The following is a 12,239-nucleotide window of genomic DNA, read 5'->3' on the forward strand; positions in this document are numbered from 1 at the left end:
CTGGCAGTCGTGACCTTGATCCCTGGACCGTTGCGCGCCATGGGTGCGTCGTCGGATGCGATCGCCGCCGCCACCGCGGACTCGCCTAATCTCTCCGGCGGCGTGTTCGCCAATCGGGAGGCCGCGGCCGTCGTCGACGGCGGGCCGGGTCCCGGCGCGCTCATCGACATGATCCGGCGTCCGGGCAGCCCGTCCGGGGTGATTCCGGTGCTGCGTCCCGTCGCTCCCGCGGCGCCCGCGGAACTGTCGATCACCTGGCTCGGGCACGCCAGCGAGATCGTCGACGTCGACGGAGTGCGCGTGCTGTGCGATCCCGTGCTGAGTGCGCGGTGCTCGCCGTCGCAGATCGTCGGACCCAAGCGGATGCACGGCGCGCCGGTGCGCGCGCGTGAGTTGCCGCCCGTCGACGTCGTGCTGATCAGCCACGACCACTACGACCACCTCGACACCGGTACCGTCACCGCGATCGCGAAGACGCAGCCGAATGCGGTGTTCGTCGCCCCGCTCGGAGTGGATGCGCACCTGGTGTCGTGGGGTGTGGACGCGGCGCGGATCCGCACGGCCGACTGGCACGGCGACGTCGCGCTCGAGGTTCGGGGCACGACGATCACCTTCGGCGCCGTTCCGGCGCGACACTTCTCAGGGCGCGGTTTCACGAGAAACCAGACATTGTGGGTGAGCTGGACGATCACCGGACCGTCGCACTCGGTGTTCTTCTCCGGCGACACCGGATTCACCGAGTCGTACCGCGAGGTGGGGGAGAGTCACGGGCCGTTCGACGTCACGCTCATCGCGATCGGCGCCTACGACGACCTGTGGCCGGACATCCATCTGAACCCCGAAGAGGCTGTGACCGTGCACGATCTCGTGAACGGGGGCGGCCGCGGATCGCTCATGATCCCGATCCATTGGGGTACTTTCAACCTTGCGCGGCATTCGTGGGGCGACCCCGTCCAGCGTCTGCTGCCGGCGGCCGAATCGGCTGGGATCGACGTGTGCGTCCCCCGCCCCGGTTCCACCCTCGACGTGATCGACCGCGCCGGGACCGCCTTCGACGATCCGACCTGGTGGGAGCGACACGTATGAGCACGACGACCGACCGGCTGCCCGGTCTCACTTCGGCCGAGGTCGCCGAGCGCAAGGCCGCCGGGCAGGCCAACGTCACCCCCGACAAGTCGGGTCGCAGCGTCGCCGACATCGTCAAGGCGAACGTCTTCACCCGCATCAACGCGATCCTCGGTGTGCTGTTCGCGATCGTCGCATTCACCGGTTCGTTCATCAACGGTCTGTTCGGTCTGCTGATCATCGCGAACAGCGGCATCGGCATCATCCAGGAGGTCCGCGCCAAGAAGACGCTCGACCGCCTGGCGATCGTCGGCCAGGCGCGTCCGATGGTGCGGCGCGACGGCGTCGCGCAGGAGGTGCCGTCCGCCGAGGTGGTGCTCGGCGACATCATCGAGCTCGGGCCCGGCGACCAGATCGTCGTCGACGGCGAGACCGTCGAGTCCGAGGCCCTCGACATCGACGAGTCGCTGCTGACCGGCGAGGCCGACGCCGTCGACAAGGACCTGGGCGACGAGATCATGTCCGGCAGCTTCGTGGTGTCCGGATCGGGTGCGTACCGGGCCACCAAGGTCGGCGCCGACGCCTATGCGGCCAAGCTCGCCGCCGAGGCCAGCAAGTTCACGATGGTCTCGTCCGAACTCCGGTCGGGCATCGACAAGATCCTCAAGGTCATCACGTGGCTGCTGATCCCGGCCGGTGTACTGACCATCGTCAATCAGCTCTTCATCAGTGAGAACGGCCTCAAGACCGCGTTGCTCGGCATGGTGGCGGCGCTTGTGCCGATGGTGCCCGAGGGTCTGGTCCTGATGACCTCGATCGCCTTCGCGGTCGGCGTCATCCGGCTCGGCCAACGCCAGTGTCTGGTCAACGAGCTGCCCGCGATCGAGGGGCTGGCCCGCGTCGACGTGGTGTGCACCGACAAGACCGGAACGCTCACCGAGAACGGTATGCGTCTCTCGGAGATCCGCGTGGTCGACGACTCCGTCGACCCCGCCCTCGTACAGACGGCGATGGCCGCGGTGGCCGCCGCCGACCCGCGCCCGAACGCCAGCATCCAGGCCGTCGCCGAGGCGTACCCGGACGCGCCGGGATGGTCGACGTCCGCGGTGCTGCCGTTCAGCTCGGCCAACAAGTTCTCCGGCATCTCGTTCGTCGACGCCGACGGCGCCGACCGGGGCAACTGGCTGATCGGCGCACCCGACGTCCTCCTCGACCCCGAGTCGCGGATCGCCGAGCTCGCACAGGAACTCGGCTCGACCGGCCTGCGCATCCTGCTCGTGGCCACCTGTGACGTCCTCGTCGACACGGAACCGTCCCGTACCGATGGCGCCGGTCGACCCGGCTCAGGGGCGTCGGAGTCGAGATCCAACCTGCCGGGCGAGATCACCCCCGTCGGGCTGATCGTCTTGGAACAGCGGGTGCGTCCGGACGCCCGCGACACCATCGAATACTTCGAATCGCAGAACGTCGAGGTCAAGGTGATCTCCGGCGACAACGCGCTCTCGGTGGGGGCGGTCGCGTCGTCGCTCGGCCTCGGCGATCCGGAGCACGCCGTCGACGCCCGCAAACTGCCGACCGAGCAGGAGGAGCTCGCCCGGGTGGTGGAGGGAGCCGAGGCGTTCGGGCGAGTCCGTCCGGACCAGAAGCGCGCCATGGTCACCGCGCTGCAGGGGGAGGGCCACACCGTCGCGATGACCGGCGACGGTGTGAACGACGTCCTCGCGCTCAAAGACGCCGACATCGGTGTCGCGATGGGGTCCGGATCGTCGGCAGCCCGTTCGGTGGCCCAGATCGTCTTGCTGGACAACAAGTTCGCCACCCTGCCGTACGTGGTGGGCGAGGGACGACGCGTCATCGGAAACATCGAGCGCGTCTCCAATCTGTTCCTGACCAAGACCGTGTACGCGGTGCTGCTCGCCCTGCTCGTCGGCGTCGGCGGCCTCGTCGTGAAGGCACTCGACCTCGCGCCGATCAGCTACCCGTTCCAGCCGATCCACGTCACGATCTCCGCGTGGTTCACGATCGGCGTGCCCGCGTTCATCCTGTCGCTGGCACCGAACAACGAACGCGCGAAGGAAGGTTTCGTCCGCCGCGTCCTGACCCAGGCGATACCGAACGGGCTGATCATCGGTCTGGCCACCTTCATCTGCTTCATGTTCGTCAACCGGGACTACTCGGCGGCCGTCGCGAGCTACACCGGCGACGTCCTGCTCGCGCCGTCGGACACCTCCGCCGCGATCATCGGCGCGTCGCAGGCGATCGGCGCGCAGCAGACGCAGGCGGCCACGGCGACCCTCGCGGTGATGATCGCGTGCGCGGTGTACGTGCTGGCCGTGGTCGCCCGTCCGTACACATGGTGGAAGTACCTGCTGATCGCCGTCTCGGTGCTCGCCTACGTGCTGATCTTCACGGTTCCGTTCAGCCAGCGCATGTTCCACCTCGACTCGTCGAACGGTGGGATGATGCTCGTCGCGCTCGTCTGCGCGGCGGTCGGCTGTGCTGCCATCGAGATCTCGAGCCGGGTGCTCGGCCGGGTGCTCGAGCGTCGTCGGGCGGCGGACCTGCAGGACGCGTGACTATACTTCGCCGCATGGACCTCAAAGGAATCGTTGACAAGGCCAAGAACGCGCTGAAATCGAACCCGGACCTGATCGAGAAGGGCGGCGACGCCGTCGACAAGGCCACCGGCGGAAAGTTCGCTTCGCAGGTCGACAAGGCGCAGGACGCCGCTCGCAAGGCGGTCGGCGCCGAGAACAAGGACGCCGCGAAGGGCGGCGACCCGAAGGTCGGCGACCCCAAGGGCGAGGCCCCCAAGAACGACGGCGTGAACAAGAACGACCAGAACTGAGCGACCGACCCCGGACCGGGCCCGTCGACTCAGTCGGCGGGCCCGGTCCGCGTCGTTCCGGCCTTCGGATGCCGTCGATACACCGACACCGACGGCTCGCCGTCGATCCAGAAGCGCCACGGTTCGTCGGCGAACAGTCGGACGCCCACGCGCGGGCCCGAGCAGATCGTCGTCGGGTGTTCCAGATGCGGGCCGAGGTGCACGCCGTCGTCGACGGTGAGATCGGTGCCCAGATCGGCCTTGGTGATGCCCAGCGCCTTGGCGAGGTTGCCGGGGCCGCGACCGAGCAGATCGTCGTCCACCATCGCCTGACGCCGTTGATGCGCGAGGTCGACTCCGTCGACGATCCGGCCGGCGCGGATCAGCACCGCCGATCCCTCGCCTTCGGGACTGGTGACCACGTTCGCGCAGTGATGACCGTGGATCTGGTAGACGTACAACCGCATCTCGGGTCCGTAGATCGTCGCCGACCTGGGCGTTCTGGTGTAGGCGTGCGACGCCGGGTCTCGCGGCCCGTCGTACGCCTCCACTTCGGTGATCATCGCCGACACGCCGTGTGAACGTAGGACGCGACCGAGTAGCAGGCGCGCGTCGCCGCAGACGCTAGGCTCTGTTCCCATGGCCAAGACGAGTGACTCCATTCATGTCGATCTGTCGCCCGAGGATACCTTCGCGGCGGCCGCCGACCTGTCCCGCTACGAGGAGTGGCTGGTGCTGCACGACGGTTGGCGCAGCCCCCTCCCGGCCGCCGATCAGATCGGCAGAGGACTCACGGTGTCGTCGGTGGTCAAGGCGAAGGGCACCCGGGTGCGGTTCGCGTGGGAGATCGAGAAGTTCGACCGTCCGCGCGAAGTGGTGCTGAAGGGCGCGGGCAAGGGCGGGGTGAAGGCCAAGATCGATCTGACGATCAAGCCCGACGGTGACGGCTCGCAGATCGGATTCCTCATCGACCTCGGTGGACTGCCCCTCATGGGGCCGGTCGGAAAGGCCGCGGCGATGGCGGTGAAGGGCGACATCCACACCTCGCTGGAGAAGTTCGCCGCACTCTTCGCCTGAGCGCAGACCTCGCCTCACGCACAGACGGGGTCTGTGCGGCGCCCGATCGAAATCGCGACGACGACCGCGTCGAGACACCGTGTGTCTCAGCGGATCCGCCTCTAGCCAACCCTGACACTATTGGTTAGGCTCACCTATATTAGTGTTACCTGCTGTTGGTGAATGTCGTCTATTGAAGGGACTGCGGGATGCCTGCGCCCATCGCGATCTCTGTCGAGAATCTGACCAAGACGTACGGCAGCGTCACCGCGCTGGACGGGGTCTCGTTCGAGGTCCCGCAGGGAGAGATCCTCGGACTGCTCGGGCCGAACGGCAGCGGGAAGACGACGACGGTCACGCTTCTGTCGACACTGCAGCGTCCGAGCGCGGGCAGCGCACGGATCTCCGGGCACGACGTGGTCGCCGAGGCGGCGAAGGTCCGCGAGCTGATCTCCCTGACCGGACAGTACGCATCGATGGACGAGAGTCTCACCGCGGCGGAGAACCTGTCGGTGTTCGGACGTCTCACCGGACTGCGCGGCGGCGCCCTGCGGAGCCGCATCGACGATCTCGTCGACCAATTCGATCTCGCCGATGTGCGCTCCCGCCGTGTCGGAGCGCTCTCGGGCGGCATGCGACGCCGTGTCGACATCGCGAGCGCCCTCATCACGCGTCCGGAGGTCCTGTTCCTCGACGAACCGACCACCGGGCTCGACCCCCGCAGCCGCGCCGCGGTGTGGGACACCGTCGCGGGACTGCGCGCCGACGGCATCACCGTGCTGCTCACCACCCAGTACCTGGAGGAGGCCGACCGTCTCGCCGACACCATCGTCATGCTCAACTCGGGCGCGATCGTCGCATCGGGGACTCCCGGCGAATTGAAGCGCCAGGCCGGGGCGGCGGTGTGCGAGATGAGCCTGGTTCGACGTGACGATCTCCCGCGCACGCTCGACGCACTGAGCCGAGTGGACGTCATCGAGTCCGACGATCCGTCGACCGTCACACATCCCCGGGTCGTCGTGCGCGCACCCGACGGCAAGTCGACGGTGCTCGACGTGATCGCCGCACTCGACGCCGCGCAGATCGACGTCGTCGACATCGGTCTGCGCCAACCGTCGCTCGACGAAGTGTTCCTGCAACTCACCGGGGTCGGTGCGCCGTGACGGCGACTCTCGTCGCGGCGCAGACTCAGACGCCGCGACGCTCGGTCGGACTGGTCTCGGCGACGGCGACTCTGGCCGGACAGAAGATCTCGGCGGCGGTCCGCGGCGGCGACGCGGTGTTCGCGATGTTGAGTCCCATCGTGTTCTTCCTCTGCTTCTACGTCCCGCTGCACCGGCGATTCGAGGTGGCGGGCGGTGACTACGCGCAATTCCTCATGCCGATCATCTTTCTGCAGACCGGGATCTTCACGGCGATCACCGCGACAGAAGTGGCCGGGGCCGATGCGCGCGCCGGCGTCAGAGAACGCTTGATGAGTCTGCCGATTCCGCGGATCGCACCGATCCTCGGCCGGATGGTGTGGATCGTCGCGCGCATGTGCCTGGCGATCTGCGGCGGGCTGATCGTCGGGTTCTCCCTCGGTTTCCGCTTCCACGGCTCGGCGGGGGAGACGATCGGATTCCTGCTGTTGGTCGTCGTGTTCGGACTGGCCCTCAGTCTGCTCACCGATGCCGCGGGCACGGTCGCCGCGAGTTCGCTCGCCGTCGCGAGCCTACTGATGATCCCGCAGCTCATCCTCATCATGGCCTCCACCGGCCTGGTGCCGGCCGCGAGCTTCCCCGGCTGGATCCAGCCGTTCGTCCGGAACCAGCCGCTGTCGGTGTTCGCCGACGCGTTGCGCGCCCTGTCGACCGGAGCCGACCTCGATCCGACCGCGGTGATCTGCTGGGCGGTCGGACTCCTCGTGGCGGGCGGGATCGCCGCCATCGCCGTCGCACGGAAGCAGGCCACCCGATGACCGCAGTGGACCAGACCTGGCAGGCGCGACGGACCGTCGGACCTCTCGTCCAGACCGTCGTGCACACCGCGACGCTTCTACGATCGTGGAGCCGTGACCCGGGCATCGTCGTGCAGTCCGTGGCCTTCCCGGCGTTCATGCTGTTGATGTTCCAGCTGGTGTTCGGAAAGTCGGTCACCGCACTGGGCTCCGGCGAGAGCGTCTACGGCAACACCGGGCTGGTCGCGTTGGTCGGGGCGCTGTACGGCACCATCGCCACGGCCATGACCCTCATCGCCGAACGCGACAGCGGACTGTTGTCGCGGATGTGGACGCTCCCGGTGTCCCGCTGGGGCTTCATCGCGGGCCGGCTCACCGCGGAGGCCGTCCGCACCGGGCTGGCGACGATCATCTTGTTCGCCGTCGCGGCGACCATGGGCTTCCGCTTCGAACAGGGCGTCGCCTCGGCGTTCGGCGCGTGGATCGTCCCGATGATCTTCGCTGTCGGCGTCGCCGCACCCGTGATCGCGCTGGCGACCGTGGCATCGGGCATCCAGTCGGTGCAGTTGCTCGGCGGCGTCTTCCTGTTCCTACTGTTCTTCAACAGCGGCTTCGCGCCGGTGTCGGAGTACCCGGGCTGGTTGCAGCCCGTGGTCCGCAACCAGCCGATGAGTCCGGCGATCGATGCGATCCGAGGCCTCACCGAGGGCGGGGCCGTCGCCGGTCCGCTGGTGGCGACGATCGTGTGGACCATCGGTCTGCTCGCCGTTTTCGGGCCCTTGGCCGTGCGCGGATACCGTCGCGCGTCGCAGGGCTCCTGATCCTCTGCCGCTGACCCCTCAGCGCTGACCCTCAACAAGGAGTAATCGATGTCCGACACCGTGCGCGAGTCCCTACAGCAGATCCTCGACGAGGACCTCGACCTACCCGTCGACGGGATCACCGAGGAGTCTCGCCTCGTCGACGACCTCGGCATGGACTCGGTGGCGTTCGCCATCGGTGTCGTCGCCATCGAGGAGAAGCTCGGTGTGAAGCTCGCCGAGCGCGAGATCTTCGACGCGAAGACCGTCGGTGACCTCGAAGAGGTCGTCCGCGCGAAACTGGCTCTCACGCCGTGACCGCTCCCGGAGTCGCCGAGTTCGGGCCGACGGACTTCACCTTCCTGCACACCGACGGGCCGGGCGCGCCGAGTCACTGGGGCATGCTGCTGGAACTGGGCGACGGAGATCCGCTGACGCTCGACGCCGTGCGTGCCCGGGCGGCCGAACGCATCGCCGGGTACGAGCTGTTCCGGATCGGAGTGCGCGGTGGACGCGACGACGCGCCGGAGATCGTCGTCGCCGACGATGTGGACGTGGCGGCACACGTCACCGAAGAGCGGTTCGACGACGTTCACGCGAGCGTCGCGGCGATCCTCGAACAGCCGTTGCCGCAGCCGAATCCGTACTGGCGGTTGACTCTGCTGACGTCGACCGATTCCCAATACTTGCTGCTCACCGTGCATCACAGTCTGTCGGACGGGATCGCCGGCGCCGCGTTCGCGGCTCTCCTCGCCGATTCCGACGACCTGTCGAGTTTCGATCGCTTCGCCACCTCGCCCCGCTTCCGCGTCGGCGCCCCCGACGAGGACAGGCTGGCCGCCGCGCGCGCGGCGTTCGAGCAGCAGTGGGCCGACGGCGTCGAGGGGCGCGGCTGGCCGACGCTCACCGACGGCGGCCGACGCGAGACAGCCGTGTTCTCGGCGTCGACCCGCGATCTGCGGCGAGCCGCCCGCGCCCACGAAGCGTCGGTCCACGAGTTCCTCGTCGCGGCCATCGGCAGTGCATTGAGCATCGCTCCGCCGACGGGTACGACGGCACGGAACATCCGCGTGAACCTGCCGGTGACCCTCGACCCGTCGTTCCGGCACACCGGCAACGCCGTCGCCGTCGCACTGCTCAACCTGCCCGGTGAGGTGTCGGATCTGGACGCGCAGATCGCGCGGGCCCGGGACGAGCTGAAGCTCATCGAGGAGCGCGATCTGGGACTGGCCCTGGCCGCGACCGACGACGGACCCGACATCGCATGGGCCGATATGCGGCAGATCGTCGCCTCGTCGATGGAGCGGATGAGTCCGGACGTGCACATCGGCATCAACCCGGGGTTCACACAGGTCCGTTCGGTCCTGGGCCGACCGATCACACGATTGACCGCGTTCTCGCCGCTCATCGGCTACTCGCTGTCGGTGACCGGTCTGATCCTCGGCGCACGCACGACGCTCGGCGTGATCGCCGACCCGGATGCTCTGCCGGGATACGCTGCGCGTCTGGTCGAGGTGCTCGGCGAGGTGATCGGGCAGGCGTAGGAGCTGTGCCGCGAGGGTTTCGACTCCGGCTCCCCTGCGGCGTCGAACGGCTCGACCAGCCGTGGTCTTGCTCGCGTGGATGGAACCTCTGCTCGGAGCCGACCTCGTATAGTGACCGGCTCCGAGCACACGTCCCGTCTGCGCGCGGTGATCGCGGTACCGGTCGAGTCCGATGTCGATAGCATCGAACCGTTGTCGGGGCACCGGGCCTCGACTCGGAGGTGTTGTGACACATGATCATCGTGGGTGGTGAAGCACTCGTCGACCTGGTGCCGACCGTGGCCGGCGACGGATCGGCGGCGCTGCGACCGGCATTGGGCGGCGGTCCGTTCAATGCGGCGATCGCCATGGCCCGACTCGGCGCCGATACCGGGTTCCTGTCGCGGATCTCGACCGACGGCTTCGGGAACTCCCTGGCCGCGCGTCTGCGCGATGAGGGAGTGGACCTCGACCTCGTGCAGCGCGGGGACGAGCTGACGACGCTCGCCGTGACCGACACCTCCGATCCCGGCGCGGTCCGCTACGGCTTCTACGTGAACGGCACCGCGGACCGGCTCGTCGCCGATCCCGGGCCGCTGCCCGACGACGTCCGCGCGGTGGTGCTCGGCACGTTGTCGATGGTCTTGGAACCGGGAGCGTCGGTGTACGACGCCGTGCTTGCGCGCGAATCCGCGGCTGGGCGGGTGACCGTCGTCGACCCGAACATCCGCGCCGCAGTCATCGATGACCCGGCCGCGTACCGTGCCCGCTTCGTTGAGCGGCTGGCCCACACCACGATCGTGAAGGCCTCGATCGACGACATCGCCTGGCTGGCCGACGTCGCGGAGGAGTCGACGCTCGACGACGTGCTTCCCGTGGTGCGGTCCTGGATCGAGGCGGGCGCGGAGGCCGTCGTCGTGACGCTGGGCGCGGACGGGATCGCGGCGGTCACCTCGTCCGGCGTCGTCCGATCTCCAGGTGTGAAAGCCGAGGTCGTCGACACCATCGGCGCCGGTGACACCGTTCTCGGCGCGCTGCTCGCTCGACTCCACCTGGAACACGAGCTGACGGTCGGCGGTGTGCGGGCGATGTCGTCGGACGCGTGGGCCGACGTGCTCGGCTTCGCCGTCAGAGCCGCGGCCGTCACCGTCTCGCGGCCGGGTGCCGATCCGCCGCGGATCACGGATCTCTGAGAGGGCTTCGGCACCGTCGGCCGTCCACTCGCGGACGCGGCATCGCGGACGAACGGGCGAGAATCGATGTGACAGGGGACGGGGTCTGGTCTTCCTATTGCAGGCCGCTTCGCCGTGCTTCCTGTCTGAAACACCCCTTGACTAAGGGTGACACATCTCACTATAATCGAATGTACGTTCGATCATGGGGGTTGGGATGCACACCACGTTGGGGGACCAGAAAGCCTCGACGATCGCGGTCGAGGATGGTGCGATCATCGTTCGGATCGCGATGCCGGAGACGGCGCAGGGTGCTGATGTCGATCAGGCGGCGTTGTTGCAGTTCGCGGCGCGGTCGGATTCGTTTCAGGGTTTCATCCTGTGGCAGCGGTACGTCGCGGTCTACCGGGTGTGGGAGGGCAAGGTCGCTGCCGCCGTCGATGCGGCGTCGGAGGTCGGTGTGGACTCGTTCTCGCGGGTCTACGATCCGCTGTGCCAGACCGCGGCCTCGTATGCGGTGTTGACCGGTAGTAGGCAGTTCACTGCGGAGCGGTTCGTTGATCGGGCGATCTCGATGGTGGAGCGTGTCCCCGAACTGGGCACGCTGATGCGTGATGGGGTGGTGACGCCGGGCTGGTTTCACGCCGCGTTGGCGCAGACCGAGGGTGTGCTCGATGAGGATGTTCTCGCGGTGATCGATCACGAGGCCGCGGCGCGGTTGCGGGAGATGGGTGCTCTGTCGGCGAGCCGCGTGGTGATGACGGTCAACGGTGTCGTCGCAGAGTACGACGTTGATGCGGCGCTGGCTGCTCGGGAGGCGGCCAAGGTCGGGAAGAAGGTCGTCACGGCTCCGGTCGATGCGGAACTGTCGGAGTTATCGGTCACTGCTGCCGCCGAGGATGTCGAACTCGCGTCGAAGTCACTCGACGCTGTTGTCGACGGGGTGTGCGAGGACGATCCGCGGAGTAAGCAGGTGCGTCGCTCGGATGCGGCGATCGCTCGTCTGCGTGGTGTGCCGTTCACCTGTCGGTGTGGTGAGGATGACTGTCCGGCTCGGTTGTCGGAGGAGGAGATCGCCGGGCGTGCGAGCAAGATCGTGCTGCATGTGATCGCCCGCCGCGAAACCCTGGAGGGTGATTCGGAGACGCCGGCGTTCCTCGACGGGTTCGGTCCGATCTCGGCCGAGCATGCTCGCGAGGTCGCGCAGCGGGGTGACACCACCGCCCGCACCTTGGATGTGGGTGAGCTGATGAACGGGACCGCGCAGGCCGCCGACGGGTACCGGCCGACGGCGGCGTGCGATACCGCGGTGCGTGCACTGCACGGTGAGTGCTCGGTGATCGGATGTGTCGAGGCCGCGTGGAACTGCGACTTGGACCATGTCCAGGAATACGATCATGCGGATCCGGCGGCTGGTGGTCCGACGTGTCCGTGCAATCTCGTCCCGCGCTGTCGGTTCCATCATGGGCTGAAGACTCATGTTCGCGGGTGGGTCGATGATCTGATCGTTGATGCGACTGGTGTGGTGTGGACGGAGATCACGACGCCGGAGGGGATCACGGTGCGGGCTCGGGCGTTGAATTCGTGGTTGGTGCCGGAGTTGGGGTTGTTGCCGTGTTCGCATCCGGGTCGGGTGGTTGATGTCGATGCGGTTGATGTCGATGCGGTTGATGTGGGTTCGGGGCCGGTGCGTTCGTTGACGCGGACGCGGGCCAAGCATCGGTATCGGATGAGGATCCGGGCGGCGAACCGCCGCGCCCGTGCGGGTGTGCCGATGCCGATGCCGAACGCGGAATTCGCGGACTGGGGCGAACCGCCCTTCTGACCCGGCGGCGGGCGGCCACAGCGTCGCGGACG

Annotated in this window: 12 protein-coding genes; 11 read left to right on the top strand and 1 reads right to left on the bottom strand. The window is 67.9% G+C overall.

Translation table 11 applies throughout. The features are described from left to right. Window positions 1-39 precede the first annotated feature (39 nt). The 3 genes from BKA16_RS07945 to BKA16_RS07955 are packed head-to-tail and all read left to right on the top strand — an operon-like array spanning window position 40 to window position 3,913. Window positions 40-1,086 carry an MBL fold metallo-hydrolase gene (locus tag BKA16_RS07945; protein ID WP_183372955.1) on the top strand — a complete coding sequence of 349 codons (1,047 nt, stop codon included), beginning with the start codon at window positions 40-42 and terminating at the stop codon, window positions 1,084-1,086. After that, the gene (locus tag BKA16_RS07950) at window positions 1,083-3,641 is read left to right on the top strand and encodes an HAD-IC family P-type ATPase (protein WP_183370155.1); all 2,559 of its coding nucleotides are present in this window, start codon (window positions 1,083-1,085) and stop codon (window positions 3,639-3,641) included. Before BKA16_RS07945 ends, BKA16_RS07950 begins: the two co-directional genes overlap by 4 nt. Window positions 3,642-3,655: 14 nt before the next feature. After that, the gene (locus BKA16_RS07955; RefSeq protein WP_183370156.1) at window positions 3,656-3,913 is read left to right on the top strand and encodes an antitoxin; all 258 of its coding nucleotides are present in this window, start codon (window positions 3,656-3,658) and stop codon (window positions 3,911-3,913) included. A 29-nt stretch (window positions 3,914-3,942) separates the two neighbouring features. On the opposite strand, the gene BKA16_RS07960 is transcribed toward BKA16_RS07955, so the two are convergent. Next, window positions 3,943-4,554 (bottom strand): DNA-3-methyladenine glycosylase, encoded by a 612-nt coding sequence (locus BKA16_RS07960; RefSeq protein WP_183370157.1) that lies wholly within the window; start codon window positions 4,552-4,554, stop codon window positions 3,943-3,945. On the opposite strand from BKA16_RS07960, the gene BKA16_RS07965 reads away from it, so the two are divergent. The 8 genes from BKA16_RS07965 (at window position 4,532) to BKA16_RS08000 (ending at window position 12,207) form a co-directional block, all read left to right on the top strand. Further along, complete coding sequence (locus tag BKA16_RS07965; RefSeq protein ID WP_183370158.1) at window positions 4,532-4,969, top strand: type II toxin-antitoxin system Rv0910 family toxin; 438 nt, start codon at window positions 4,532-4,534, stop codon at window positions 4,967-4,969. The two genes, BKA16_RS07960 and BKA16_RS07965, sit on opposite strands and share 23 nt — an antisense overlap. A gap of 188 nt (window positions 4,970-5,157) precedes the next feature. After that, entirely contained in the window at window positions 5,158-6,111 is a 954-nt protein-coding gene (locus tag BKA16_RS07970) for an ATP-binding cassette domain-containing protein (RefSeq protein WP_183370159.1), read from the top strand. Continuing rightward, entirely contained in the window at window positions 6,108-6,908 is an 801-nt protein-coding gene (locus BKA16_RS07975; protein ID WP_183370160.1) for an ABC transporter permease, read from the top strand. Before BKA16_RS07970 ends, BKA16_RS07975 begins: the two co-directional genes overlap by 4 nt. Next, window positions 6,905-7,708, top strand: coding sequence for an ABC transporter permease (locus BKA16_RS07980; RefSeq protein ID WP_183370161.1), 804 nt, complete (start codon window positions 6,905-6,907; stop codon window positions 7,706-7,708). Before BKA16_RS07975 ends, BKA16_RS07980 begins: the two co-directional genes overlap by 4 nt. 48 nt (window positions 7,709-7,756) lie before the next feature. Further along, entirely contained in the window at window positions 7,757-8,005 is a 249-nt protein-coding gene (locus BKA16_RS07985; protein ID WP_183370162.1) for an acyl carrier protein, read from the top strand. Next, a complete protein-coding gene (locus BKA16_RS07990) occupies window positions 8,002-9,231 on the top strand; it encodes a wax ester/triacylglycerol synthase domain-containing protein (protein WP_183370163.1) in 1,230 nt (409 codons plus the stop codon). The genes BKA16_RS07985 and BKA16_RS07990 overlap by 4 nt, the downstream gene beginning before the upstream one ends. Window positions 9,232-9,464: 233 nt before the next feature. Then, the gene (locus BKA16_RS07995; RefSeq protein WP_183370164.1) at window positions 9,465-10,403 is read left to right on the top strand and encodes a carbohydrate kinase family protein; all 939 of its coding nucleotides are present in this window, start codon (window positions 9,465-9,467) and stop codon (window positions 10,401-10,403) included. A 196-nt stretch (window positions 10,404-10,599) separates the two neighbouring features. Beyond that, window positions 10,600-12,207: a DUF222 domain-containing protein gene (locus BKA16_RS08000; RefSeq protein WP_183370165.1), complete on the top strand. Its 1,608-nt coding sequence runs from the start codon at window positions 10,600-10,602 to the stop codon at window positions 12,205-12,207. Window positions 12,208-12,239: the final 32 nt, after the last annotated feature.

This window comes from Gordonia humi, from assembly GCF_014197435.1.
GTDB classification, from domain to species: Bacteria; Actinomycetota; Actinomycetes; order Mycobacteriales; family Mycobacteriaceae; genus Gordonia; species Gordonia humi.

Excerpts from the sequence above, each read along its gene's own strand:
- BKA16_RS07950 (WP_183370155.1), top strand. The coding sequence starts at position 1,083 with ATGAGCACGACGACCGACCGGCTGCCCGGTCTCACTTCGGCCGAGGTC.
- BKA16_RS07985 (WP_183370162.1), top strand. The coding sequence starts at position 7,757 with ATGTCCGACACCGTGCGCGAGTCCCTACAGCAGATCCTCGACGAGGAC.
- BKA16_RS07955 (WP_183370156.1), top strand. The coding sequence starts at position 3,656 with ATGGACCTCAAAGGAATCGTTGACAAGGCCAAGAACGCGCTGAAATCG.
- BKA16_RS07970 (WP_183370159.1), top strand. The coding sequence starts at position 5,158 with ATGCCTGCGCCCATCGCGATCTCTGTCGAGAATCTGACCAAGACGTAC.
- BKA16_RS08000 (WP_183370165.1), top strand. The coding sequence starts at position 10,600 with ATGCACACCACGTTGGGGGACCAGAAAGCCTCGACGATCGCGGTCGAG.
- BKA16_RS07960 (WP_183370157.1), bottom strand. The coding sequence starts at position 4,554 with ATGGAGTCACTCGTCTTGGCCATGGGAACAGAGCCTAGCGTCTGCGGC.
- BKA16_RS07965 (WP_183370158.1), top strand. The coding sequence starts at position 4,532 with ATGGCCAAGACGAGTGACTCCATTCATGTCGATCTGTCGCCCGAGGAT.
- BKA16_RS07945 (WP_183372955.1), top strand. The coding sequence starts at position 40 with ATGGGTGCGTCGTCGGATGCGATCGCCGCCGCCACCGCGGACTCGCCT.
- BKA16_RS07995 (WP_183370164.1), top strand. The coding sequence starts at position 9,465 with ATGATCATCGTGGGTGGTGAAGCACTCGTCGACCTGGTGCCGACCGTG.
- BKA16_RS07980 (WP_183370161.1), top strand. The coding sequence starts at position 6,905 with ATGACCGCAGTGGACCAGACCTGGCAGGCGCGACGGACCGTCGGACCT.